This is a genomic window from Streptomyces sp. NPDC001914 (genome assembly GCF_042891215.1).
In the GTDB taxonomy this organism is placed as follows: Bacteria; Actinomycetota; Actinomycetes; order Streptomycetales; family Streptomycetaceae; genus Streptomyces.
This window is the reverse complement of record NZ_JBIASW010000002.1, coordinates 669,749-693,445: the sequence shown is the minus strand read 5'-3', so window position 1 is coordinate 693,445 and position 23,697 is coordinate 669,749. Positions and strand designations below refer to the sequence as shown.

General features: G+C 69.3%; 21 protein-coding genes. 9 read left to right on the top strand and 12 right to left on the bottom strand.

Features of this window, described 5'->3' with window-relative positions; genetic code table 11:
- Nucleotides 1-37 precede the first annotated feature (37 nt).
- The 3 genes from ACFYYF_RS08100 (at nucleotide 38) to ACFYYF_RS08090 (ending at nucleotide 3,202) form a co-directional block, all read left to right on the top strand.
- Nucleotides 38-1,018 carry an ABC transporter permease gene (locus ACFYYF_RS08100; RefSeq protein WP_361688678.1) on the top strand — a complete coding sequence of 327 codons (981 nt, stop codon included), beginning with the start codon at nucleotides 38-40 and terminating at the stop codon, nucleotides 1,016-1,018.
- Nucleotides 1,019-1,091: 73 nt separating this feature from the next.
- On the top strand, nucleotides 1,092-2,129 hold the full coding sequence (locus tag ACFYYF_RS08095) for an ABC transporter ATP-binding protein (RefSeq protein ID WP_361688676.1): 1,038 nt from the start codon (nucleotides 1,092-1,094) through the stop codon (nucleotides 2,127-2,129).
- Between the two features lie 26 nt (nucleotides 2,130-2,155).
- Nucleotides 2,156-3,202 (top strand): dipeptide ABC transporter ATP-binding protein, encoded by a 1,047-nt coding sequence (locus tag ACFYYF_RS08090; protein WP_365480098.1) that lies wholly within the window; start codon nucleotides 2,156-2,158, stop codon nucleotides 3,200-3,202.
- 135 nt (nucleotides 3,203-3,337) lie between these two features.
- Here the strand turns inward: ACFYYF_RS08090 and ACFYYF_RS08085 are convergent, their stop codons facing one another.
- A complete protein-coding gene (locus ACFYYF_RS08085; RefSeq protein ID WP_388772570.1) occupies nucleotides 3,338-3,730 on the bottom strand; it encodes a VOC family protein in 393 nt (130 codons plus the stop codon).
- Nucleotides 3,731-3,732: 2 nt separating this feature from the next.
- Entirely contained in the window at nucleotides 3,733-4,245 is a 513-nt protein-coding gene (locus ACFYYF_RS08080) for a DinB family protein (RefSeq protein ID WP_361688667.1), read from the bottom strand.
- An 88-nt stretch (nucleotides 4,246-4,333) separates the two neighbouring features.
- On the opposite strand from ACFYYF_RS08080, the gene ACFYYF_RS08075 reads away from it, so the two are divergent.
- Nucleotides 4,334-4,585, top strand: coding sequence for a hypothetical protein (locus tag ACFYYF_RS08075; protein WP_388772567.1), 252 nt, complete (start codon nucleotides 4,334-4,336; stop codon nucleotides 4,583-4,585).
- A 21-nt stretch (nucleotides 4,586-4,606) separates the two neighbouring features.
- Here the strand turns inward: ACFYYF_RS08075 and ACFYYF_RS08070 are convergent, their stop codons facing one another.
- Nucleotides 4,607-4,996 (bottom strand): VOC family protein, encoded by a 390-nt coding sequence (locus ACFYYF_RS08070; protein ID WP_388772565.1) that lies wholly within the window; start codon nucleotides 4,994-4,996, stop codon nucleotides 4,607-4,609.
- Nucleotides 4,997-5,150: 154 nt separating this feature from the next.
- Between ACFYYF_RS08070 and ACFYYF_RS08065 the strand changes: the two genes are divergently transcribed.
- Nucleotides 5,151-5,885, top strand: a complete 735-nt coding sequence (locus ACFYYF_RS08065) for a class I SAM-dependent DNA methyltransferase (RefSeq protein WP_388772563.1) — start codon at nucleotides 5,151-5,153, stop codon at nucleotides 5,883-5,885.
- A 356-nt stretch (nucleotides 5,886-6,241) separates the two neighbouring features.
- On the opposite strand, the gene ACFYYF_RS08060 is transcribed toward ACFYYF_RS08065, so the two are convergent.
- The 8 genes from ACFYYF_RS08060 to ACFYYF_RS08025 form a co-directional block, all read right to left on the bottom strand.
- Nucleotides 6,242-7,393 carry an ABC transporter ATP-binding protein gene (locus ACFYYF_RS08060; protein ID WP_388772560.1) on the bottom strand — a complete coding sequence of 384 codons (1,152 nt, stop codon included), beginning with the start codon at nucleotides 7,391-7,393 and terminating at the stop codon, nucleotides 6,242-6,244.
- Nucleotides 7,394-7,406: 13 nt separating this feature from the next.
- Nucleotides 7,407-8,468 (bottom strand): ABC transporter ATP-binding protein, encoded by a 1,062-nt coding sequence (locus ACFYYF_RS08055; protein ID WP_388772557.1) that lies wholly within the window; start codon nucleotides 8,466-8,468, stop codon nucleotides 7,407-7,409.
- 9 nt (nucleotides 8,469-8,477) lie between these two features.
- A complete protein-coding gene (locus tag ACFYYF_RS08050) occupies nucleotides 8,478-9,458 on the bottom strand; it encodes an ABC transporter permease (RefSeq protein ID WP_361688652.1) in 981 nt (326 codons plus the stop codon).
- A gap of 94 nt (nucleotides 9,459-9,552) precedes the next feature.
- On the bottom strand, nucleotides 9,553-11,361 hold the full coding sequence (locus ACFYYF_RS08045; protein ID WP_365480120.1) for an ABC transporter substrate-binding protein: 1,809 nt from the start codon (nucleotides 11,359-11,361) through the stop codon (nucleotides 9,553-9,555).
- Nucleotides 11,362-11,517: 156 nt separating this feature from the next.
- Complete coding sequence (locus ACFYYF_RS08040; protein ID WP_388772554.1) at nucleotides 11,518-12,552, bottom strand: ABC transporter permease; 1,035 nt, start codon at nucleotides 12,550-12,552, stop codon at nucleotides 11,518-11,520.
- 771 nt (nucleotides 12,553-13,323) lie between these two features.
- Nucleotides 13,324-15,231, bottom strand: a complete 1,908-nt coding sequence (typA, locus tag ACFYYF_RS08035) for a translational GTPase TypA (RefSeq protein WP_388772551.1) — start codon at nucleotides 15,229-15,231, stop codon at nucleotides 13,324-13,326.
- A gap of 161 nt (nucleotides 15,232-15,392) precedes the next feature.
- On the bottom strand, nucleotides 15,393-16,052 hold the full coding sequence (locus tag ACFYYF_RS08030) for a hypothetical protein (protein WP_388772548.1): 660 nt from the start codon (nucleotides 16,050-16,052) through the stop codon (nucleotides 15,393-15,395).
- 64 nt (nucleotides 16,053-16,116) lie between these two features.
- The gene (locus ACFYYF_RS08025) at nucleotides 16,117-18,672 is read right to left on the bottom strand and encodes an ABC transporter substrate-binding protein (protein WP_388772546.1); all 2,556 of its coding nucleotides are present in this window, start codon (nucleotides 18,670-18,672) and stop codon (nucleotides 16,117-16,119) included.
- Nucleotides 18,673-19,135: 463 nt separating this feature from the next.
- On the opposite strand from ACFYYF_RS08025, the gene ACFYYF_RS08020 reads away from it, so the two are divergent.
- From ACFYYF_RS08020 to ACFYYF_RS08005, 4 genes are read left to right on the top strand one after another with little or no spacing between them, the layout of a single operon-like run.
- Nucleotides 19,136-19,459 (top strand): hypothetical protein, encoded by a 324-nt coding sequence (locus ACFYYF_RS08020; protein WP_365480134.1) that lies wholly within the window; start codon nucleotides 19,136-19,138, stop codon nucleotides 19,457-19,459.
- A 45-nt stretch (nucleotides 19,460-19,504) separates the two neighbouring features.
- The gene (locus ACFYYF_RS08015; protein WP_388772543.1) at nucleotides 19,505-20,326 is read left to right on the top strand and encodes a hypothetical protein; all 822 of its coding nucleotides are present in this window, start codon (nucleotides 19,505-19,507) and stop codon (nucleotides 20,324-20,326) included.
- An 18-nt stretch (nucleotides 20,327-20,344) separates the two neighbouring features.
- Nucleotides 20,345-22,321: a fumarate reductase/succinate dehydrogenase flavoprotein subunit gene (locus ACFYYF_RS08010; protein ID WP_388772540.1), complete on the top strand. Its 1,977-nt coding sequence runs from the start codon at nucleotides 20,345-20,347 to the stop codon at nucleotides 22,319-22,321.
- The gene (locus ACFYYF_RS08005; RefSeq protein ID WP_365480143.1) at nucleotides 22,318-23,088 is read left to right on the top strand and encodes a succinate dehydrogenase/fumarate reductase iron-sulfur subunit; all 771 of its coding nucleotides are present in this window, start codon (nucleotides 22,318-22,320) and stop codon (nucleotides 23,086-23,088) included. The genes ACFYYF_RS08010 and ACFYYF_RS08005 overlap by 4 nt, the downstream gene beginning before the upstream one ends.
- A 52-nt stretch (nucleotides 23,089-23,140) precedes the next feature.
- Here the strand turns inward: ACFYYF_RS08005 and ACFYYF_RS08000 are convergent, their stop codons facing one another.
- Nucleotides 23,141-23,464 (bottom strand): hypothetical protein, encoded by a 324-nt coding sequence (locus tag ACFYYF_RS08000; RefSeq protein ID WP_388772537.1) that lies wholly within the window; start codon nucleotides 23,462-23,464, stop codon nucleotides 23,141-23,143.
- Nucleotides 23,465-23,697: the final 233 nt, after the last annotated feature.

Sequence of the window (23,697 nt, the reverse complement as noted above, 5' to 3'; positions counted from 1 at the left end):
TCCCGGCGACGGCGCCCCGTCCGGAAAGTCACGCCACATGTTCCGTTTTCTAGTCCGCCGAATCCTCGGCGCACTTGTGATTCTGCTGATCATCAGCGCCGTCACCTTCATGCTCTTCTACGCGATCCCGCGTGACCCTGCCCGCATGGCGTGCGGCAAGGTCTGCACCAAGGACCTGCTGGAGCAGGTCCGGGTGAACCTCGGGATCGCCGATCCGCTGCCGGTCCAGTACTGGCACTGGCTGGAGGGCATCTTCCTGGGGCGTGACTACGGCGGCCTGGGCAACTGCAACGCCCCGTGCCTCGGCTTCTCGTTCACCAACCGTGAGCCGGTCCTGGGCACGATCATGGACCGCATGCCGACGACGCTCTCCCTCGCGCTCGGCGCCTCGGTCTTCTTCCTCATCATCGGTGTCGGCACCGGCATGATCGCCGCGGTCAAGCAGGGCAAGGCGGCCGACAAGATCGCCAGCTCGTTCTCGCTGATCGGCTCCTCGCTCCAGATCTACTTCGTCGGCTACATCGCGATGTACTTCCTGGTCCAGCAGCTCGGCATCCTCGAGCAGCCCTCGTACACGCCGTTCACCGACGACCCCGGTGCCTGGGCCGGCGGCCTGCTGCTGCCCTGGCTGACGCTGTCGATCATCTTCACGGCCAACTACACCCGTATGACCCGCTCCCAGCTGGTGGAACAGCTCAGCGAGGACTACGTGCGCACCGCCCGCGCCAAGGGCCTGTCCCGGGCCTCGGTGTTCTTCCGCTTCGCCTGGCGCGGCGCGATGGGTCCGATCGTCACGATCTTCGGCATCGACCTGGGCACCCTCATCGGCGGCGCCATCATCACCGAGTCGGTCTTCAGCCTCCAGGGCATCGGCAAGCTCGCCGTGACCGCCGTCGAGGCGAACGACCTCCCGATGCTGCTGGCCGTGACCCTGGTGGCCTCCGGGGCGATCGTGTTCTTCAACATCATCGTCGACGCCGTCTACGCCTTCATCGACCCGCGGATCCGGCTCGCCTGACCCCGGCGCCCCCCGCGCCGGCCACCCGCCGACCGCAAGCTACCCCCTCGCATCACCCCCCAGGAGCGTCCCCGTGACGAGCACCGATCAGCAGCCCTTCCTGTCCGTCAGGGATCTGAAGGTCCACTTCTCCACCGAGGACGGCGTCGTCAAGGCCGTCGACGGCCTCACCTTCGACCTGGCCAAGGGCAAGACACTCGGCATCGTGGGCGAGTCGGGTTCGGGCAAGTCCGTCACGAACCTGACGATCCTCGGTCTGCACGACCGTCAGCGCACGGCCATCGACGGCGAGATCCTGCTGGACGGCAAGGAACTGCTGACCGCCTCCGAGCGGGAGCTGGAGCGGCTGCGCGGCAACAAGATGTCGATGATCTTCCAGGACGCGCTGGCCTCGCTGTCGCCGTACCACACCATCGGCCGGCAGATCGGCGAGACGTACCGCAAGCACACCGGCGCCTCCAAGAAGGAGGCCCGGCTGCGGGCGATCGAGATGCTGCGCCGCGTCGGCATCCCGCAGCCGGACGTCCGGGTGGACGACTACCCGCACCAGTTCTCCGGCGGTATGCGCCAGCGCGCGATGATCGCCATGGCGCTGGTCTGCGACCCCGAGCTGCTGATCGCCGACGAGCCGACCACCGCGCTCGACGTCACCGTGCAGGCCCAGATCATGGACCTGCTCAAGGACCTCCAGCAGGAGTTCGGCACCGCCATCATCTTCATCACCCACGACCTCGGCGTCATCGCCGACATCGCGGACGACGTGCTGGTGATGTACGGCGGCCGCTGCGTGGAGCGGGGCACCAAGAAGGAGGTGCTGCGCGCGCCGCAGCACCCCTACACCTGGGGCCTGCTGGGCTCGATGCCGAGCCTCGACGGACCGGTGGACGTGCCGCTGTCGCCGATCCCCGGATCGCCGCCCTCGCTGCTCAACCCGCCGTCGGGCTGCCGCTTCCACCCGCGGTGCACCTTCGCGGAGAAGGTCACGGACGGCCGCTGCTCCAGCGAGCAGCCGCTGCTCCAGGTCACGGACGGGCGCGGTGCCGCCTGCCACCTCACGGCGGACCAGCGCCGCGACTTCTTCGCCGACCTCGCCGCGACGCGGTCGCACTGACGTAACTGAGACGGGACTTCACGATCATGAGCAACACGAACCCCCTCCTGGACGTCACCGGACTGACCAAGCACTTCCCGGTGATGGGCGGCTTCCCCTTCAAGCGGAAGATCGGCGCGGTCCAGGCCGTGGACGGTCTGGACTTCCAGGTCGCCGAGGGCGAGAGCCTCGGTCTGGTCGGCGAGTCCGGCTGCGGCAAGTCGACGACGGGCCGGCTGGTCACGCGTCTGCTGGAGCCCACGGGCGGCAGCATCAAGTACCGCGGCCAGGACATCACGCACGCGAACCGCAAGCAGCTCGCGCCGGTCCGCTCCGAGATCCAGATGATCTTCCAGGACCCGTACGCCTCGCTGAACCCGCGGCAGACGGTCGGAAAGATCATCTCCGGTCCCATGGAGATCAACGGGATCAAGGCTCCCGGCGGCTACGAGAAGCGCGTCCGGGAGCTGCTGGAGACGGTCGGCCTCAACCCCGAGCACTACAACCGCTTCCCGCACGAGTTCTCCGGCGGCCAGCGCCAGCGCATCGGCGTGGCCCGCGCGCTCGCCCTGGAGCCGAAGCTGATCGTCGCGGACGAGCCGGTCTCCGCGCTCGACGTCTCCATCCAGGCGCAGGTCGTGAACCTGCTCCAGGAGCTCCAGCGGGACCTGGGCATCGCGTTCCTGTTCATCGCCCACGACCTCGCGATCGTGCGGCACTTCTCGCAGCGCGTCGCGGTGATGTACCTCGGCAAGATCGTCGAGATCGCCAACCGCGAGGACCTGTACGAGAACCCGCGCCACCCGTACACCCGCGCGCTGATGTCCGCCGTCCCCGAGGCGACCGCGGACGACGTCCCGGCCCGTGAGCGCATCCTGCTCAAGGGTGACGTGCCCTCGCCGCTCAACCCGCCGTCGGGCTGCCGGTTCCGCACCCGCTGCTGGAAGGCGACGGAGAAGTGCGCGACCGAGGCTCCGCCGCTGGTGCAGATCTCGGGCAGCAACGACGGTCACCTGACGGCCTGCCACTACCCGGAGACCACGGAGACCGTTCCGGCCCAGCGCCTCGCGAAGGACTCCGAGGCGGCGGTCTGACACACCCCTTTTCGTCAGCCGCCACCTTCAGGAACCGTCTTTCCCGGCCCATTGACCCGAGTCCGTGAAATCGGTTCCAGGGGAACGAAGGCCCGCACCTTTCGGTGCGGGCCTTCTCTCGTGGAGGGGGAACGGCTAGCCCAGCTCCCCGCGCTCCATGCAGAATTCGTTGCCCTCGGGGTCCGCGAGGAGAACCCAGCCGCTGCCGTCGGGGCGGATGTGGTCCGCGACGCGGCGGGCGCCCAGGGAGATGGCGTGTTCGACCTCGTCGTCGCGGGTCCGGCCGTGCGGGGTCAGGTCGAGGTGGACGCGGTTCTTGACCGTCTTGCCCTCGGGGACCCGCACGAACAGAAGCGTCGGGCCACCGGCCGGGTCCTCGATCACCGCTTCCGGGTCACCGGGCTTGTCGTCGTCGGCGAGCGGCCGGCCCAGCAACCGGCTCCAGAACAGGGCGACATCGTAGGGATCGCCGGTGCAGTCGAAGGTGATCGTCCGGATGGTGGGGTGCGTCAACTCTGCTTCTCCCATGGTCAGTCGCCCGTCCGGCCGTCGGCCAGTTCGCGCAGGATGTCGAGGTGGCCGTTGTGCCGTGCCGTCTCCTCCACCAGGTGGAGGACGATCCAGCGGAGGTCGACGTGGGTGCCGTCGCGGCCGGCCCGCTTCGCCTTGGTGTCGAGGTCGTGCTCGGCCACCAGCGTGCGGTAGCGGGCGCTCTGTTCGTCGTACTCGTCGAGAAGCTGCGGGAGCGGGAAGTCGACGGCGATCCGCATCTCGCGGTCGGGGTCCTCGTCCGTCCAGGGACCCTCGTCCTCCTCGCCCAGGAAGACCACCTGGAACCAGTAGTACTCGACCCAGCGGAGATGGTTGATCAGCCCGCTCAGCGTCATCAGCGGCGAGCCGGGCAACGGGGCCTTGCGGGCGTCCTCGGCCGAGACGTCCTCGCACTTGGCGCGGGCGGTGGCACGGGCGTAGTCGAGAAACGTGGCCAACTGGGAACGCTCGTCCCAGTCACGGGGCCTGTCCGTACGTGTCTGTGAAGTCATCGGGGTGAAGCATCCCGGCCCGGGGCGTTCGGTGTCGAGCGATTAAACGACCCCCGATTCGACGCACGCCGAGGCGGTCAACGAGCCCGTGACCAACGGGCATTGCCTCCCGCCCCACGGCGACGTCGCCGCGGAGGTCTCGCATCTGATCGAGGCCGGGCTGCCGTCCGGGGCCGCCGTCGGCGCGGCGAGCTGGACCGCCCGCGCGTTCCTGGGGCTGCCGCTTATGGCCGAGGGCTCCCTGGCCGACATCACCGTCCACGACGCGGACCCGCGGCGGGAACCGGGCGTCCTGCGCCACCCGTGCCGCGTCGTGGTGCGCGGTCGGATCGTCCGCTGACCCCGTCGGCCTCCTGTCCCGCTACTCCTCCCGCCTGACCACGAGTTCGGCCTCGAAGCCGTCCGGGTTCTCCAGGTAGGCGGCGTAGTGGGCGGGGCCGCCCGCGTGGGGGTGGGTGTCGGGGAACAGGAGGGTCCAGCCGTGGGCCGGGGCCTCGGTGACCAGGGTGTCGAGTTCGGCGCGGCTCGGGACGTGGAAGGCGAGGTGGTTCAGTCCCGGGCGCAGCCGGTCGTGGCGGTCGCCGGTCAGCGCGGGGGACTGCTCGAAGACGAGGTAGGTCTCCCCCAGCCGCCAGCTCCGGCCGTCCGGCCAGTCCTGGTACGGCGTGTACCCGAGCCGCTCGAGCAGCCAGCCCCAGGAGCGTACGGCCCGCGCCAGATCCGGTACCCACAGCTCGATGTGGTGCAGCATCCCGTCCCGATTCCCGTGGGCGGTGCCGCGGCCTGTCGCGCCCCGGTTCCCGCTTCCCGTCCGTTCAACCAGCCATTCTTCCCTCTCCGCCCGCTCACGGGTTCCTTTCCGATCAGTGGTTTCGTATGGCCGCCGGGGCTGACAGACTGCTGCGATGGCTGACCGATCGTTCAGTGACGTGTCCCTCGCCGCCCTGTACGACGCGCTGAATCCATGGGGTCCGAGCGACGACTTCTACCTGGATCTGGTGATGTCCGCGCGGTCCGTGCTCGATGTCGGATGCGGGACGGGACGCCTGCTGACGCGTGCCCGCGAGACCGGGCACGGGGGGCGGCTGTGCGGGCTGGATCCCGCGGCGGCCATGCTGGTGCAGGCGCGCGGGCGGGCGGACGTCGAGTGGGTGCTCGGGGACCTCGGATCGGTGCGCTGGGAGCGGGAGTTCGACCTCGTCGTGATGACCGGGCACGCGTTCCAGGTGCTCGTCGGCGACGAGGAGCTGCGCTCGGCGCTGGCCGCCGTCCGGCGGGCCCTCGGCGACGGCGGGCGGTTCGTCTTCGAGACCCGCAATCCCGCCGCCCGGGCGTGGGAGCGGTGGCGCCCCGACCGGGCACGCGAGGTGAGCGACGCCCACGGGGACGCCGTACGGGTCCGGCACGAGGTCGAGACGCCGGTGCTCGGGGACCGGGTGACGTTCAGCGAGACGTTCGAGCACGCCCGCTGGGGGCGGCCGCGGGTCAGCCGCAGCACGCTGCGGTTCCTGGGCGCGGAGGCCCTGCGGGAGTTCCTCGGCGAGGCCGGGCTCGTGGTGCGCGAGCAGTACGGCGACTGGGCGCGCCGACCGCTCTCCCCCACCGCCCCCGAGATCATCACGATCGCCGGCCTGGCCTGACCGCCCCGGCGGGGCCAGGACGCCCACGACAGCCCCTCACCCGGGCAGGCACCGCGGGCCGAACCGCGCCTCACCCCGGGCAGACACCCGCAGGCCGTATCGCGCCCAACCCTGGGCAGGCACCCGCAGGCCGTCCCGCACCTCCCCCGGGCAAACACCCGCAGGCCGTACCGCGCCCCACCCCGGGCCGTACCGCGCCCGGCCCCACCGCGCCTCGCCCGGCCGGAATCCGGGCGTCGGGCCCCCGGCCGGGCCGGCCTGACCCGGGCCGCCGGCTCCCTCACCCGGCGTGAGCCCGCACGACGAGGAGGGGCCCGCGCGTTCCGCGCGGGCCCCTCCTCGTACGGCAGGTCGTCCTAGGAGCCCTCGGTGGTGTCCTCCAGGGCGGCCAGGGCCGGGTCCAGGACGATGTCCTCGTCGCGGGCCTCGGTGGTCGGCTCCTCCGGGAAGTGGCACGCCGTCAGATGCCCCTCACGGTTGCCCGCGATCCGCACCAGCGGCGGCTCCTCGGCCGCGCACTTGTCCTGCGCCTTCCAGCAGCGGGTGCGGAAGCGGCAGCCGGAGGGCGGGGCGATGGGCGAGGGGACGTCTCCCGCGAGGCGGATGCGCTCCCGCGGGGGCTTGTCGGACGCCTCCAGCTCGACCTCGGGCACGGCGGACAGCAGGGCGTGGGTGTAGGGGTGCCGGGGCCGGGTGTAGATGGAGTCCCGGTCGCCGACCTCGATCACCTTGCCGAGGTACATGACGGCGACGCGCTGCGAGAAGTGCCGTACCACCGCCAGGTCGTGGGCGATGAACAGGAACGCGATGCCCAGTTCCTTCTGCACCTCCTGGAGGAGGTTGACGACCTGCGCCTGGATGGAGACGTCGAGCGCTGAGACCGGCTCGTCCGCGACGATCAGCTTCGGCTCGGACGCCAGCGCGCGGGCCACGCCGATGCGCTGGCGCTGGCCGCCGGAGAACTCGTGCGGGAAGCGGTTGTAGTGCTCGGGGTTCAGGCCGACGATCTCCAGCAGCTCACGGACCCGCTTCTCGCGGCCGCCCGCCGGGTCGATGCCGTTGATCTCCATCGGCGCCGAGATGATCTTGCCGACGGTCTGGCGGGGGTTCAGCGACGAGTAGGGGTCCTGGAAGATCATCTGGATCTCGGAGCGGACCGGCGCCAGCTGCTTGCGGCTCGCGTGCGTGATGTCCTGGCCGCGGTACGAGATGGAGCCGCCCGTCGGTTCCAGCAGGCGGGTGATCAGCCGTCCGGTCGTGGACTTGCCGCAGCCCGACTCCCCCACCAGGCCGAAGCTCTCGCCCACGTGCACCGTCAGGTCGATGCCGTCCACGGCCTGCACCGCGCCGATGGTGCGCCGGATCGGGAAGCCGCCCTTGACCGGGAAGTGCTTGACCAGTTTCTCGACCACCAGCAGCGGCTCGCCGGAGCTCTCACCCTCGGCGGCGCGGGGCGCGGGCAGCGTGGCCGCGCCCGCCGTGACGTCCTTCTCGACGTCTTCCTTCATCTCGCTGTTCTCCCTACCGCAGCCGGGGCTTGATCTGCTCGATGAAAATGGTCTGCTTCTGCTCGGCCGTGAGGTGGCACGCGCCTCCCCGGCCCGCGGGCAGCAGCGGGACGTCGTCCACGCACCGCGCGCCCCCGACCTCGCCCCGGAAGGTGCAGCGGGGGTGGAACCGGCAGCCCGACGGCGGCCTCAGCAGGGAGGGCGGCGCACCGGGGATCGGGGCCAGCGGCGTACCGAGGTCCGAGTCCAGCCGCGGCATCGAGTTCAGCAGGCCCCAGGTGTAGGGGTGCTGGGGCGAGCGCAGCACCTCGTTGACCGTGCCGCGTTCCACCGCCCCGCCCGCGTACATCACCATGATGTCGTCGGCCATGTCGGCGATGACGCCCAGGTCGTGCGTGATGAAGATGATGGCCGAGCCGAACTCCTGCTGGAGGTTCTTCAGGAGGTCGAGGATCTGGGCCTGCACGGTGACGTCGAGCGCGGTGGTCGGCTCGTCCGCGATCAGCAGGTCGGGGTCGCAGACCAGCGCCATCGCGATCATCGCGCGCTGGCGCATACCGCCGGAGAACTGGTGCGGGTAGTCCTTCGCCCGTTCCTTGGGGTTGGGGATGCCGACCTTGCCGAGCATCTCCACCGCCCGGTCCCAGGCGGCCTTCTTCGACGCCCCGGTGTGCTTCCAGAACGGCTCGGCGATCTGCCGGCCCACCGTGTAGTACGGGGAGAGCGCCGTCAGCGGGTCCTGGAAGATCATCGCGGCCTTGTTGCCGCGCACCTTCTCCAACTCCGACTCGCGGGCGGTGATCAGCTCCTGCCCGTCGAGCACGATCTCGCCCTCGATGTCCGTGAACATCGGGTTGTGCAGGCCGAGGACCGTCAGGTTGGTCACCGACTTGCCGGAGCCCGACTCCCCCACGATGCCGAGGGTCTTGCCCCGTTCGAGGTCGAAGGAGAGCCCGTCGACGGCCTTGACGACGCCGTCCTCGGTCTTGAACCGGACGTACAGGTCACGCACCGAGAGGAAGGCGCCCGAGTCCGCCGGGGCTCCGGCGCCCGATTCCTTGGTCAGAGTGGTCACGGATTGCTCCTAGGACAGCCGCACGCGCGGGTCGATGAAGGCGTAGCAGGCATCCACGATGATGTTGAACAGCAGGATCATGGCGGCGGAGAAGAGCATCACGCCCAGCAGCAGCGGAAGGTCGCTGAAGAAGACCGATTCCACGGCGAGTTTGCCGAGGCCGGGCAGTCCGAAGGTGTATTCGGTGATGATCGCGCCGCCCAGCAGCGAGCCCAGGTCGATGCCGAAGATGGTGACGATGGGGATGAGGGATCCGCGCCAGGCGTAGCGGAAGAAGACGTACTTGCGCGACATGCCCTTGGCCCGGGCGGTGCGGACGTGTTCCTCCTGGAGCTGCTCGATCATCGACGAGCGCGCCATACGGGTGTACTGCGAGGCGAAGATCGTGGACAGGATCACCCAGGGGATGATCAGCCCGGAGAACCAGCTCACGGGGTTCGCGGTGAAGTCGTTGTAGGCGGGCTTGTCGAAAAGATGGCTCTGGTAGACAAGAGCGGCCAGCGCCAGCGGGCCGAGGAAGTAGATCTGCATCGAGCTGAGCACCATCGCGCCGGCGGTCACCGTCTTGTCGACGAGCGTGCCGCGCTTCCACGCGGCGAGCATGCCCGTGCCCAGACCCACGACCAGGAAGCAGACCGCGGCACCCAGCGTCAGCGACACCGTGGTGGGCAGGCGGTCCATCAGCGTGCCCCAGACCTCTTCATTGGTGTGGTACGAGTACCCGAAACAGGGTGCGGGGCACGGACCCTGGTCGAAGCCGTTGCTGCCCAGCACGAGGTTGTGCAGGAAGATCCAGTACTGCTCGGGGATCGACTTGTCGAGGCCGAGCACGTGATGGATGTTCGCGAGGTTGGCAGGCGTGCATGTCTTGCCGCACATCAGCAGGCCCGGGTCCCTCGGCATCCCGAAGAACAGCAGGAACGCGACGATACTCAGCAGGAAGAGAATGACGGCGGCGCCGAGTGTCCGGCGAATGAGGAAGCGCAGCATGGCAGGGGCAGCTCTCAGACGTCAGCGGGCCCGGCGGGGCCCGGCGCCTCCGCCTGTGGAACGGCGGACGCGCCGGGCCCCGTCTGAGCGACGGTTACTTGACGAACAGGCGACGCGGGTCGACGCCACCGATCACGTCGTCGTAGACCAGGCCGCCGACCTTGGAGCCGGCGATCTGGGTCTGCTTGTAGTAGCCGGTCGGGACGACGTTGACGACGTCCTTGACCAGGTACTGGTCGACCTTCTCCCACTCGGCCGCGGCCTTGACCGGGTCGGTGATCTTGTTGATGCGGTCGATGTCCGCGTTCACCTTGGGGTCGTTGACCTGCGAGTAGTTCTGCGCGCCGTCGGCGATACCGCGACCGTCGTACAGCGGCGGGATCACGGTCGAGGCGGACGGCCAGTCGGCACCCCACGCGGTGTGGAAGATGTCGTAGTTGTTGTCCAGCTTGCTGACCTGGTCGTAGTAGGTCTCGGCCGGGATCTCCTGGCGCTGGACGTCGAACCCGGCCTTCTTCAGGCCCTCCGCCATGGCGGTGGAGTACTGCTGGCCCTCGGGGGTGTTGATGTAGCCGAAGGTCAGCTTCATGCCGACCTTGCCGGCCTCCTTCAGCAGGGCCTTGGCCTTGACCGGGTCACCGGCCGGCTTCTTGATCTTGCCGTGCGGGTCGAAGGCGGCGTCGTAGCCGCTGACCGTCGGGCTGATGAGACCGCCGGCGACCTGCATCGCGTCGGTGCCGCCGTAGGCGCGCACGAACGGCGTGATCGGCAGGGCGTAGGCGATGGCCTCGCGGATCTTCTTGTCCTTGAGCGCCGGGTGGCTCAGGTTGATGTTCATCTGACCGACGTAGGGCTGGAAGCCCGAGACCGTACGGGACTTCATCTTCGGGTCGGCGAGGACCTTGGAGAGGTTGCCCGCGTCGACCTGGTTGTTGAAGCTGATGCCGGCCTGGTCGGCTCCGGTGTCGGCCAGCAGCGTCTTGGTGGACGTCTCGTACTGCTGGTTGAACGTGATGTTGAACTTGTCCACGTACTGGTGACGGATCGGGTCCGTCTTCGGGTCCCAGTTGGTGTTCTTCACGAGGACCATCGACTTGCCGGACTTGAACGACTCGATCTTGTACGGACCGGTCGTCACGGGCGCCCGGTCGTACTTCGTCTTGGTGTCGCCCTTCTCCGAGACGATCGCGTAGCCCGCCATGGCGAGGGCGTACGGAAGGTCGGGGTGCGACGTCTTGAACTTGAAGACGATCGTCTTGTCGTCCGGCGTCTGCAGGATGCTGTCCGGCAGGTGCTTGCCCTTGTAGGGGCCGTCCTTCAGCAGCTTGCGGTAGTCCGCGCCCGGGGTGTCGGCCAGCCACTGCTGGACGTAGGGCGGGCCCTGGTTGATGAACGGGGCGAACATGCGCTCGAAGGTGTGGCGGACGTCCTTGGACGTGATCGCCGTACCGTTCTCGAACTTGATGCCGTCCTTGAGCGTGTACTTCCAGGTCTTGCCGCCGTCCGTCGTGGTGCCGGAGTCGGTGGCGAGGTCGCCGACGATCTCGTGCTTGGAGCCGTCGTCGCTCGTGGCCTTGTATCCGGTCAGACCACGGTGGAGCAGCGTGGCGAGGGAACCCTCGTCGGACACGTAGATCTGGCCCGGGTCCAGGTGCGCGTAGCTGTCACGCTGGAGGACCTCCATCGTGCCGCCGCTCTTCGCGCCCGGCACCTCGGCCGCGGGACCGGTGGAGTCGGCGGCGTTGCCGAATTTGATCGACTGCTGCTGCCGCTGCGCGTTCTCCTTGTCCTTGTTGTCTTTGTTCCCGTTGTCGCTGCCGCCCTTGCTGCAACCGGTGAGCACGAGAGCTCCCGCCGCGAGCACGGAGATTGCGGCGTATGCGTGGCGTCCGCCCCTACTCATCACTCAGATTCCTACCCATCTGTTGTCACCGGTGCGAACAAGTGCACCTGTGGTGCCGGTGAGTTGCGGTCTGCGTTCTTCGAACCAGTGATCTGACATTGAGGTGCTGTGGAAAGTGCCGTTCGATTCGGGGCGAAGGCGCCCACAACTCTTTGGTCAGCGAGCCGTCTTGGGATCGAAGGCATCCCTGACCGAATCCCCGAGCAGGTTGAACGCGACGACGAAAATGATCATCGAGACGCCCGGGAAGAACATGTAGGTGATGTCGTTCTGGAGAACGAGTTCCGTCGAGGCCTTGGAGAACATCTGTCCCCAGTCGGGCGTCGGTTCGACGATTCCGACGCCGAGGAACGACAGACCCGCCTCGATCGTCACGAAGTTCGGCAGCAGGTAGGTGGTCTGCACCAGGAGCGGTGTCACCACGTTGGGCAGCACCTCCTTGCGGATGATCCGCCAGGGGGACGCCCCGCTCACCTTGGCCGCCTCGATGAACTCCCGCTCGCGCAGGGAGAGCGAGGTACCCCGCAGGATGCGGGCGAGGCTCATCCAGCCGAGGAACCACTGGACGACGATCAGCGCGACCACGCGTACATAGGTCGGTGTCTCGTCGCGCGGACTCACGAAGAGCGAGACCACGACCGGCATGCTCGCGATGAAGAAGAGCTGCGAGGGGAAGGCCAGCAGGAAGTCGACGATGCGGCTGATCGCGTAGTCGGCCTTGCCGCCGACGTAACCGGCCGTGACTCCCAGCAGGATGCCGGTGAGCACCACCGTGACCGTCACCGCCACGGAGATCATCAGCGAGGTCCGGATGCCGAAGATCAGCTTGGTGAAGACGTCGTAGCCGTTGCCCGGCTCCAGGCCGAACCAGAACTCGCCGCTGATACCGCCGTTGGGCTGGAGCGGAACACCGGCGCTGTCGAAGAGTTCGGGGCGTTCGTCCGCGTACACCGTGTACGGGTTCTTGCCGTACAGCTTGGAGATCAGCGGGGCGAGCAGCCCGATCAGGAAGAAGAACCCCACGACGTAGGCGGAGATGACCCCCGAGCGGTCCCGCTTGAAGCGGGTCCACATCAACTGGCCGGGAGACCGGCCGACGAGCTGCTCGCCCTCGGGTTTCGCGGTCGCCGCCTGCCCGCCGTGCACGACGACCGGTTCCGCGCCGTCCTCAGTCTCGATAGGACTCGTCACAATTCGCCCATTCCGCAAGTGTGGGTGTGCCGTACCCGGCGGCGCCGCTCCGCCGGGGCGGATCGGGCCGTGCCGAGTCGGCGGCCGTCACCTGGCGTGCCCGGCCACCGTTCGGTTCAGAAGAGACATCGATCGCCGACGGCCACCCCGAAATCCCAGGGGGACGCGCGTAGTTGAAACCACGTCACGGTCCCTCGGGCCGGGCGCAGGCGCCGGCCCCCGCGTCAGTACGCGCGGGAGCGGATCAGAGATCGGAACTCCGCGCCGTCGTCGCGGACCGCAGGGGACGATGTGACCCACAGGGCGCTGATGACACCGCACATGGGTACCTCCTCATGACTCAACCGGTGCACGGACAGGAGGGGTACTGCTGACCTCCGACACCCCTGACGGAGGATCAAGCACCCCACTGTGCTCGTGAGTCGACGCTGTCCCCACAGCGCATGACCCATTGACCCGAGCGTTACGCGGCTAACTATGTGACATGAGCCAGATAACCGACCACAGCCTTTAGGTCTCGATCCCATCACAGCTGCCGCGTACATCTTCCAAAATCTGGACAAAATGATCTGCGGGAGAAGCCCCCGAAACGGACGTGTTACATGCGTATCGGTCTGGACGCACCGCATTTCGGACACGGGAAGGGGGAAACGGGTGGCAAAAAAGCCCGGGCACCCCCCTGCGGGGGCACCCGGGCTCGGATCGCCGGTGGATCAGCCGGCCGGGCCTGACGGATCAGGCCGACGGGACCGGTGGATCAGCGGTGCTCGGTCAGCCGTGCTTGGCGCGGCTCGCCGTGCGGGCACGGTCGCGCTGGTCGAGCACGACCTTGCGGATGCGAACGGCCTCCGGGGTCACCTCGACGCACTCGTCGTCGCGGCAGAACTCCAGGGACTGCTCCAGGGAGAGCTTGCGCGGCGGGACGATCGCCTCGAACGAGTCGGCCGAGGACGACCGCATGTTCGTGAGCTTCTTCTCCTTGGTGATGTTCACGTCCATGTCGTCGGAGCGCGAGTTCTCGCCGACGATCATGCCCTCGTACACCTCGGTGCCGGGGTCGGTGAACAGCACGCCGCGCTCCTGGAGGTTCGTCATCGCGAACGCGGTGACGGCGCCGGCGCGGTCGGCGACGAGCGAGCCGTTGTTGCGGGTCGCCAGCGTGCCGAACCACGGCTCGTGGCCCTCGTGGATCGAGTGGCCGATGCCGGTGCCGCGGGTCTGGGTCAGGAACTCGGTCCGGAAACCGATCAGACCGCGGGAGGGCACGACGAACTCCATGCGGACCCAGCCCGAGCCGTGGTTGGACATGTTGTCCATCCGGCCCTTGCGGACGCCCATGAGCTGGGTGACGGCACCCATGTGCTCCTCGGGCACGTCGATCGTCATGCGCTCGACGGGCTCGTGGACCTTGCCGTCGATCTCCTGGGTGACGACCTGGGGCTTTCCGATGGTCAGCTCGAAGCCCTCGCGGCGCATCTGCTCGACCAGGATGGCGAGCGCGAGCTCACCACGGCCCTGGACCTCCCAGGCGTCCGGACGCTCGGTGTCGAGCACGCGCAGCGAGACGTTACCGATCAGCTCGCGGTCGAGGCGGTCCTTGACCTGGCGGGCGGTGACCTTGCGGTCCTTGACCGCGGCCTTGGCGTCCGCGCCCTTGCCCGTTCCACCGCGGCCGACGAGCGGCGAGGTGTTGGTGCCGATGGTCATCGAGATCGCCGGCTCGTCGACCGTGATGAGCGGCAGCGCGATCGGGTTCTCGGTGTCGGCGAGGGTCTCGCCGATCATGATGTCCGCGATACCGGCGACGGCACAGATGTCACCGGGGCCGGCCACCTCGGCGGGCTTGCGGGTGAGCGCCTCGGTCATCAGCAGCTCGGTGATGCGCACGTTCGACATCGTGCCGTCGCGCTTGATCCACGTGACGGTCTGGCCCTTGCGCAGCTCGCCCTGCTCGACGCGGAGCAGCGCGATGCGGCCGAGGAAGTTGTCGGCGTCCAGGTTGGTGACGTGGGCCTGCAGCGGCGCGGTCTCGTCGTAGGACGGGGCCGGGACGTGCTCCAGGATCGTGGAGAAGAACGGCTCCAGGCTGTCGCTGTCGGCCGGGACGGTACCGTCCTGCGGCTTGGTCAGCGAGGCCACGCCGTCACGCGCGCAGGCGTAGACGATCGGGAACTCGATCTGGTCCTCGTCGGCGTCCAGGTCGAGGAAGAGGTCGTAGGTCTCGTTGACGACCTCGTCGATCCGCGAGTCCGGGCGGTCCGTCTTGTTGATGCACAGGATGACGGGCAGGCGCTGCTGGAGCGCCTTGCGCAGCACGAAGCGGGTCTGCGGCAGCGGGCCCTCGGAGGCGTCGACCAGCAGGACGACCGCGTCCACCATCGACAGACCGCGCTCGACCTCACCACCGAAGTCGGCGTGGCCGGGGGTGTCGATGATGTTGATCGTGATGGCGTCGCCGCCATCCTTCGGGTGGTACTTGACCGCCGTGTTCTTCGCCAGGATCGTGATGCCCTTCTCACGTTCCAGGTCGTTCGAGTCCATCATGCGGTCGTCCAGCGACTCTGCGGCGTGCGCGGCGAAGGCACCGGCCTGCTTGAGCATGGCGTCGACCAGAGTGGTCTTGCCGTGGTCGACGTGGGCGACGATGGCGACGTTGCGGATGTCGTGGCGCGTGGCCATAGTGAGGCGCTTCTCCCGGAGTGAGTGGACGGCCTCCGCATCCGCGGGGCCACTGCCGGGCTGAACACGCCACGGCCTTACCCCATCGTACGTGGCCCGGACGGAGACGGCCTCCGCGGGCCCGGGCGGGCGGACCCGCGACGCCGCTCACGGCCTCCTGATCAGGCGCTGCTCCGCGCCGGTGATCCGGCGGGACAGAGCTTCCGGGCGGCCGCGCGCTCCGCGGCGTCCGCGACCGACGGGGCGTCCCGGATCACGTCCTCGGAACAGGGCAGGAACCCGCCACCGGTCCTCTCCCACGTGACCACATGACCCCGGACCGGCCGGGCGCCGCTCCGGCAGGTGTACGTGAAATCGGCCTCGACCAGGTCGACGGAGTTCCACGCGTAGTAGGCCCCGAGAAAGTCCCCGCCTTCGTGGTGGAACCGCTCGGGTACCTCGTCCGGCGCGGCCGGCTCCGAGGGGCCGGCGAGCGGTTCCTCCGTCCCGAGATGCCGGCCGAGGGCCTTGATGGCGTCCGCGGCGAGGACCCCCGTGCCCGAGGACGTCATGTGGGGCTTGTAGCTGACGCCCCTCAGCGGCCTGATCTCACCCGAGACCGAGTGCGTCTTCTTCTTGATCGTGATCGGGTCGGCGAGCCCGGTGAGCCTGTACCCGCGCACGACGCCGGACCAGGCGTACGTGCCGTGCGCGCACGCGGCGGCTCCGTGGTCCTTCTTCGCGTCCCGGTCCCCGGTGCCGCCGGTGCAGGCGGTGGCGCCGAGAAACAGGAACACCGCGGCGACACCCGCCGCGGTGCCCGTGAGTGCGCTCCGGTTCATGATCGTCCCCCGTGTCCCCCGTGTCCCCGTGTCCAGCGGTGATCGCCGGACACGGGGGGACACCCTACTTGCCGGTACTACTGGCCGCCGGGGACTGCTGGGGCCCCTTCGCGCCCTTCTTCAGGAAGCCCATGTCCTCGTACACCGGGGTCTGGAACCCGAAGGCCCCGGTGTTCGCGAGGCCGACGCGGGCCGCGGCGAGCTGGGGGCGCTGGTAGAGGGGGATGGAGCCGGCGGCGGCCCAGATACGGGCGTCCGCCTTGCGGACCAGGGAGCGCTCCTCGTCCTCGTCCAGGGTCGAGAGCGCCTGGTCGAAGAGCTGATCGACCTGGTCGGTGCCGACGCGGGTGTAGTTCTGCTCGACGCTCAGCGAGCCGTCCGCCGCCGGCACGGGCTTGGCGTAGATCGGACGGGCGTCCGTGGCCGGGAAGGCGGAGGCGGGCCACGAGTAGAGCGCCAGGTCGTAGTCGCCCGCGGCGATGTGGTCCTTGAAGTAGCTCTCGTCGGAGACCTTCGTGATGTCCGTGCGGACACCGACGCGCTGGAGCATCCGCGCGATCCGGTCGGCCACGAGCCGCAGGGACTCCGAGCCCGTGCCCGAGGGCACCACGAAGCGCAGCGCCAGTGGCTTGCCGTCCTTGGCGAGGACGTTGGAGGCGGCGCCGGCAGGAGCGGCCGTCCCCTTGGGCGCGGCCGTCCCCTTGGGCGCGTACGCCCCCGGAAGCCCGCCCGGCCCTGCGTACTGACGGCCGTCCAGGTGCCGGGCGGCCTGCTCGTCCGTGTGCGCTCCCTGCCTCACGCCGGACTGCTCCTGCTTCCGCGCGTGGTCCTTGGGGTCCTGGGCGGGCTCGCGGCCCACCCCGGAGGGCTTGCCGTCGTCGCCGAGGTCGTACGTCCCGCCCTCGCCCGGCCTGCCGTCCTCGTCGCCGTCCCCCTTCTTGCCCTCGGACCCGGCGGCCTTCTCCGTCTTCTTCTGCTCCGTGACCGGGCCGCCCGGCACCCAGCCGGCGTCCGCGAGCAGCGCCCGCGCCTCGGCGGCGTCCTGGTTGCCGAGAGCGCCGCTGCTGTCGGCGTACGCGGCCTGACCCGCCAGGGCGAGATGGCTGCCGACCGGTTCGGCGGGCAGGCCGAGCGGCCGGAGGACGATCTGGGCGAGTTCCTTGCGGTTGAGGGCGCGGGCCACCGCCCGGCGGACGCGCTCGTCGGCGAGGGGACCCTCGGAGCCGTTGAGGGCGAGCTGCGTGTAGGCGGGTTCGAGGGACTTGCGGACCACGAAGCCGCTCAGCGCGGACCCCGAGGAGGCCTTCTTCGCGCCGGCCCCGCTGCCCTTCGTACCCGACTTCCCCTTCTCGCTCTCGTCGTCCCGTTCGTCGCCGGCCTTCTCGTGCCCGGAGCCCTTGTCGCCCTTCCCGCCGGCCTCGTCCTTGTCGCTCTTGTCGCCCTTCTCGCCGGCCTTGTCGCCCTTGTCGCCGTCGTCGTCCTTCTTGGCCTTCTCGCCCCGCTCGCTCGTGTCGCTGTCCTCGTCCTTGTTGCCCGTCCGGCTCTTCTCGCTCTTCTCGCTCTTCTCGTGCTGGGCGCTCTTCTCGTGCTCGGCGCCCTCCTCCTTGTCCCTCTTCTCGTCCGCGGAGTTCTTCCCGTCCTCCTCCTCGGACTCGCTCTCCTCGCCCTTCTTCCTCGACGTGGCCTTCTGGCTCTTCTCGCTCGTCGCGGAGGCGCCCTGCAACGGGGCGCCGTCCTTGTGCCGGGCCGCGAGGGTGACGCGCTCGGCCTCGGCGGGGTCGATCTCGGCCAGGTCGAGCCTGTCGTCGGCGAGCGCCTCGGCCCGCTTGTCACGGGCGACGGCCACCAGGTCGATCTCGTCGAGCTTGCTGGGACGGCCCCACCAGCGGGCGTTGCGCGTGAGCCGCACCTGGCCGGCCTTGCGGTCGACCGTCTTGACCGCGAAGGGGCCCGCGGTGACCTTCAGCTTGCGCCGCGCTCCGTCGTTGAAGGAGTCCGCGGTACCCATGACGTCCTTCGGGTACAGCGGCGAGAACAGCGCCTTCCAGTCGGCGTAGGGCCGGCTGAAGGTGACGCGGACCTCCAGGTTGTTCTTGCCCCGCTCGATCTTCTCGATCCGGTCGTAACCGGCGTTGCGTGCCGTCCAGTACGCGGAGTCCTTGCCGGACAGGGCGCGCCACTGGGCGGCGAAGTCGGCGGCGCCGATCTCGCGTCCGTCGCTCCACACGGCCTGCTGGTTGAGCTTGTACAGCACGACCTGCTTGGGCGAGGTGTCCACGACCTTCGCGGACTCCAGGTAGTCGGAGTTGATCTTCGGCCGGCCGTTCGCGTCGAGCCGGTACATCGACGGCAGGACGGCGCCCGCGACACGGGTGGTCGCGGCGTCGGCGTCCGACTGGAACGCGTTGAGCGTCTCCGGTACGGCGTCCACGGCCCAGCGCAGGGTGCCGCCGTCGGCGATCAGGTCACGGGACGCGGGCGCGATGTCCTGCACGGCCACCGGTCTGTCGGCCTCGTCGTCCGCACTGCATGCGGCGAGGGCGGGTACCGCGAGCGCGCCCGCGGTGAGAAATGCGGCCGAGCGCATCACCGCGCGCAGTCCGACGCCTTCGTGGGACATCACTGCAACCTCCGGGGGACGCTCCGCCGCGGGAGCTGGTCCGTTTCTGGTCCCGTTCGGCGGTATTAGGGAGTTGATCTGATCTACGTCCCAACTGAAGAGCAGTGCGGTGGAGAGGAGGCGGCGACACGGCGGCACGGGCCCGGAACCCCACTCGTGCGGCGCAATCCGGAACCGATCCGGACCACCGAGGGCTCGTATCCGGACATCGCGCCGGACCACCGAAGGCTCGTGTCCGCCGCACCGTCCGGCCTGCCGCGCGGCTCTCGGACCCTCCCCCGGGCGCGCGCGGAATCCGACCGGCGCGCGGGTGAAGAGAACGGCGCACAGTGTTCGTTCTGGAGCGTGACGGTCTTCAATCCGTGCACACGCCTTCACACGGGACCTTGTGACGCGCAACACTCGCAGGCGCATGAACGTTGCCGCCTGAAGGCCGCGGGGCCCACGGAAGTGAGGGCAAGTCATGTCCGTGCACGACGACCTGACGTCAGTCCAGCGCAGCCTCGACGACCTGCAGCGGTCGGTGCGGCGCCTGGAACAGCAGATGGGCACCGGTCTGGAGATGCGCCGCGTGCGCGCCGACGCCGACCACCTGCGGGAGAGCCTCGCGCTGCTGCGCGAGGCCGCCGGACCCTCCCCGAGGCGCCCCACCGGACCCGGACCGGCGGTGTCCGCCTCCGGCAGGCTGCCCGACCTGGTGACCGTCTCCGACACCCCGTACGACAGCTCCTTGTGGACCGATTCCGACGACGAGGGTCTCGGCGCGCACCACGGTCCCTCCCACTAGCGCCCGCGACACCGGCGCACCCCCGAACCCGACCGGAGTGCGAAGTTGGCCACTGGTACGGAACCTCATCTGAACAGCGGCGGTGTACGAACGGGTACGCGCGCCGCGATCGCCGCCCCGCATCTGCGGACCGACCGCTGGTGGCTGGCACCCGCCGCCACCGCGGCCGGGTTGCTGGCCTTCATCGTGTACTCGACGTGGCGGGCCTTCTCGGACACGCACTACTACGCGGCTCCCTACGTCTCCCCGTTCTACTCGCCCTGTCTGGCCGAACGGTGCGGGACGATGCGGGCCGGGCCGAACGCGGACCTGTTCGGGAGCTGGTGGGCCATCTCGCCCGCCATCATCATCCTGGTCTTCCCGCTCGGCTTCCGACTGACCTGCTACTACTACCGCAAGGCCTACTACCGGGGGTTCTGGGCGAGCCCGCCGGCCTGCGCGGTGGCCGAGCCGCACAAGAAGTACACCGGCGAGACCCGCTTCCCGCTGATCCTGCAGAACATCCACCGGTACTTCTTCTACGCGGCCCTCGTCGTCGCCGGGATCCTCACGTACGACACCGTGCTCTCCTTCCGCGACGAGCACTACGCCTGGGGCCACATGGGCCTCGGCACGCTGGTGTTCCTGGTCAACATCACGCTGATCTGGGCGTACACCCTCTCCTGCCACTCCTGCCGGCACATCGTCGGCGGAAAGCTCAAGCACTTCTCCAAGCATCCCGTGCGGTACCGGATGTGGCAGTGGGTCGGAAACCTGAACGCCCGTCACATGCTGCTGGCCTGGGCCTCGTTGGTGAGCGTGGCGCTCGCCGACTTCTACGTGTACCTGGTCGCGTCCGGCGCCTTCGACGATCCGCGCTTCTTCTAGATCGGATGGAGCCCCCTGATGTCCGTGGTCGACCGACAGGAGTGGGACGTCGTCGTGGTCGGTGCCGGCGGCGCCGGACTGCGTGCCGCGATCGAGGCACGCGAGCGCGGCGCCCGTACGGCGGTGATCTGCAAGTCGCTGTTCGGCAAGGCGCATACGGTGATGGCCGAGGGCGGCATCGCGGCCGCCATGGGCAACGTGAACTCCGGCGACAACTGGCAGGTCCACTTCCGCGACACCATGCGCGGCGGCAAGTTCCTCAACCAGTGGCGGATGGCCGAGCTGCACGCCCGCGAAGCACCGGACCGGGTCTGGGAACTGGAGACCTGGGGCGCCCTCTTCGACCGGACGAAGGACGGGCGGATCTCGCAGCGCAACTTCGGCGGCCACGAGTATCCGCGCCTCGCCCACGTGGGGGACCGCACCGGCCTCGAACTGATCCGCACGCTCCAGCAGAAGATCGTGTCCCTCCAGCAGGAGGACATGCGGGAGACCGGTGACTACGAGTCGCGCCTGAAGGTCTATCAGGAGTGCACCGTCACACGGATATTGAAGGACGGACAGCGGGTCTCCGGGACCTTCTGCTACGAACGGGAGTCGGGGCGCTTCTTCGTCCTGGAGGCCCCCTCCGTGGTGATCGCCACCGGCGGCATCGGCAAGTCGTTCAAGGTGACGTCCAACTCCTGGGAGTACACGGGCGACGGGCACGCGCTGGCGCTGCTCGCCGGGGCGCCGCTGCTGAACATGGAGTTCGTGCAGTTCCATCCGACCGGCATGGTCTGGCCGCCTTCGGTCAAGGGCATCCTCGTCACCGAGTCGGTGCGCGGCGACGGCGGGGTGCTGCGCAACTCCGAGGGCAAGCGGTTCATGTTCGACTACATCCCCGACGTCTTCAAGGAGAAGTACGCGCAGTCGGAGGAGGAGGGCGACCGCTGGTACGAGGACCCGGACCACAACCGGCGTCCTCCGGAGCTGCTGCCGCGCGACGAGGTGGCGCGGGCCATCAACTCCGAGGTGAAGGCGGGCCGCGGCTCCCCGCACGGCGGCGTCTTCCTCGACGTGTCGACCCGGATGCCGGCCGAGGTGATCAAACGCCGGCTGCCCTCCATGTACCACCAGTTCAAGGAGCTGGCCGACGTCGACATCACGGCGGAGGCCATGGAGGTCGGCCCCACCTGTCACTACGTGATGGGCGGCATCGCGGTCGACTCGGACACGGCGGCGGCGCGCGGGGTGCCCGGGCTGTTCGCGGCCGGTGAGGTCGCGGGCGGCATGCACGGCTCCAACCGGCTCGGCGGCAACTCCCTTTCCGACCTCCTGGTGTTCGGGCGCAGGGCGGGCTGGCACGCGGCCGAGTACGCGGCCGGTCTCACCGGGGAGGACACCCGTCCGCCCGTGGACGACACCCAGGTCGACGAGGCCGCCGCGGAGGCGCTGCGGCCGTTCTCGGCCGAGGGACCCGAGTCCGTCCCCGCCCCGTCGGCGGGTGGCGCGCCCGCCGTCGCCTCGCAGCCGCCCGAGAACCCGTACACCCTGCACCAGGAGCTCCAGCAGGCCATGAACGACCTGGTCGGCATCATCCGCCGCGAGGCCGAGATGGAGCAGGCCCTGGAGAAGCTCGCCGGGCTGCGGGTACGGGCGCGCCGGGCCGGGGTGGAGGGCCACCGTCAGTTCAACCCGGGCTGGCACCTCTCCCTGGACCTGCGGAACATGCTCCTGGTCAGCGAGTGCGTCGCCCGGGCGGCGCTGGAGCGCGCGGAGTCGCGGGGCGGCCACACACGCGAGGACCACCCGGCGATGGAACGTTCCTGGCGCCGGATCAACCTGCTGTGCCGGCTCACCGACCCGACCGGCGGGACGGCGGTCAGCGACCCGGTCGCCGGACAGATCGACCTGCTGAACGAGACGACCGAGCCCATCCGCCCCGACCTGCTCGCCCTCTTCGAGAAGGAGGAGCTGGTCAAGTACCTCGCCGAAGAGGAGCTGTACGAGTGAGCAGCTACGAGGCCCGCTTCAAGGTGTGGCGTGGAGACGTGAAGGGCGGCGGCCTGGAGGACTTCGGGGTGGAGGTCAACGAGGGCGAGGTCGTCCTCGACATCATCCACCGGCTCCAGGCGACCCAGGCCCCCGACCTCGCGGTGCGCTGGAACTGCAAGGCGGGCAAGTGCGGTTCGTGCTCGGCGGAGATCAACGGCAGGCCCCGCCTGATGTGCATGACGCGGATGTCGGTGTTCACCCAGGAGGAGACGATCACCGTCACCCCGCTGCGCGCCTTCCCGGTCGTACGGGATCTGGTGACCGACGTCGGCTTCAACTACGACAAGGCGCGCGAGGTGCCCGCCTTCGTGCCGCCCGCCGGTGTCGGACCCGGCGAGTACCGGATGATGCAGGAGGACGTCGACCGGTCGCAGGAGTTCCGCAAGTGCATCGAGTGCTTCCTGTGCCAGGACACCTGCCATGTGGTCCGTGACCACGAGGAGAACAAGCCCGCGTTCGCCGGGCCCCGCTTCCTGATGCGGGTGGCGGAGCTGGACATGCACCCGCTGGACGCGGCCGCGGACTCCGGCCTGGACCGCAAGCGCACGGCCCAGGACGAGCACGGCCTCGGCTACTGCAACATCACCAAGTGCTGCACGGAGGTCTGCCCCGAGGGCATCAAGATCACGGACAACGCGCTGATCCCCTTGAAGGAACGGGCGGTCGACCGCAAGTACGACCCGCTCGTGTGGCTGGGGTCGAAGATCGGCCGGCGGCGGACGTAGGCGAGGGCTGGGCACGGGCGGGGCGGCGTCTCCGTCCGTGCGCGCCCCCGCGTCACGGCCGTTCGGTGTCCGGCGGGACCGCGGGGCGCCGGCCCGGGCGCTGCGCCGTCATCTGCACCACCAGGCTCGCGAGGAACAGGCCCATCCCGCCCAGGGCGTACGGCATCAGCGCTGAGTCGGGTCCGCGGAGCGGTCCGAGGACCATGAACAGGGACCAGCCCAGGGCGCCCGTCAGCGCACCCCATCCCCACAGCTTCGGGCGGACGACCCGCGGACGCACCCACGGCGGGATCCAGTACCTCGTGACGGCCGCCGTCCCGATCCCCGCCTGCGCCGCGACGATCAGCGCGACGCCCACGACGAAATACCCGTGCACAGAGCACCACTCCTCCGCGTGCCGACAGGCGCACGCGTCCTGATCATGACACGCGGAACGGCGGCGGTCACCCCTCGTGCGGCGCCCTTCGCGGGACGCCGGGCAGCCCTCCGCGACACCCCGTCCCGCCGGCCCGCGCGCCCGGGTGAGCCGCGGATCACGACCCCCGCGCCCCTCCCGTGCACCCCGATACCTCCCGTACCCCAACTGCCCCCAACTCCTCGTATACCGGT

Bases quoted from the DNA above. Each gene is read 5' to 3' on its own strand.
- ACFYYF_RS08085 (WP_388772570.1), bottom strand. From the start codon at position 3,730: ATGGGAGAAGCAGAGTTGACGCACCCCACCATCCGGACGATCACCTTC.
- typA (WP_388772551.1), bottom strand. From the start codon at position 15,231: ATGGCCACGCGCCACGACATCCGCAACGTCGCCATCGTCGCCCACGTC.
- ACFYYF_RS08080 (WP_361688667.1), bottom strand. From the start codon at position 4,245: ATGACTTCACAGACACGTACGGACAGGCCCCGTGACTGGGACGAGCGT.
- ACFYYF_RS08090 (WP_365480098.1), top strand. From the start codon at position 2,156: ATGAGCAACACGAACCCCCTCCTGGACGTCACCGGACTGACCAAGCAC.
- ACFYYF_RS08010 (WP_388772540.1), top strand. From the start codon at position 20,345: ATGTCCGTGGTCGACCGACAGGAGTGGGACGTCGTCGTGGTCGGTGCC.
- ACFYYF_RS08045 (WP_365480120.1), bottom strand. From the start codon at position 11,361: ATGAGTAGGGGCGGACGCCACGCATACGCCGCAATCTCCGTGCTCGCG.
- ACFYYF_RS08060 (WP_388772560.1), bottom strand. From the start codon at position 7,393: ATGAAGGAAGACGTCGAGAAGGACGTCACGGCGGGCGCGGCCACGCTG.
- ACFYYF_RS08065 (WP_388772563.1), top strand. From the start codon at position 5,151: ATGGCTGACCGATCGTTCAGTGACGTGTCCCTCGCCGCCCTGTACGAC.
- ACFYYF_RS08050 (WP_361688652.1), bottom strand. From the start codon at position 9,458: ATGCTGCGCTTCCTCATTCGCCGGACACTCGGCGCCGCCGTCATTCTC.
- ACFYYF_RS08030 (WP_388772548.1), bottom strand. From the start codon at position 16,052: ATGAACCGGAGCGCACTCACGGGCACCGCGGCGGGTGTCGCCGCGGTG.
- ACFYYF_RS08070 (WP_388772565.1), bottom strand. From the start codon at position 4,996: ATGCTGCACCACATCGAGCTGTGGGTACCGGATCTGGCGCGGGCCGTA.
- ACFYYF_RS08025 (WP_388772546.1), bottom strand. From the start codon at position 18,672: ATGTCCCACGAAGGCGTCGGACTGCGCGCGGTGATGCGCTCGGCCGCA.
- ACFYYF_RS08100 (WP_361688678.1), top strand. From the start codon at position 38: ATGTTCCGTTTTCTAGTCCGCCGAATCCTCGGCGCACTTGTGATTCTG.
- ACFYYF_RS08020 (WP_365480134.1), top strand. From the start codon at position 19,136: ATGTCCGTGCACGACGACCTGACGTCAGTCCAGCGCAGCCTCGACGAC.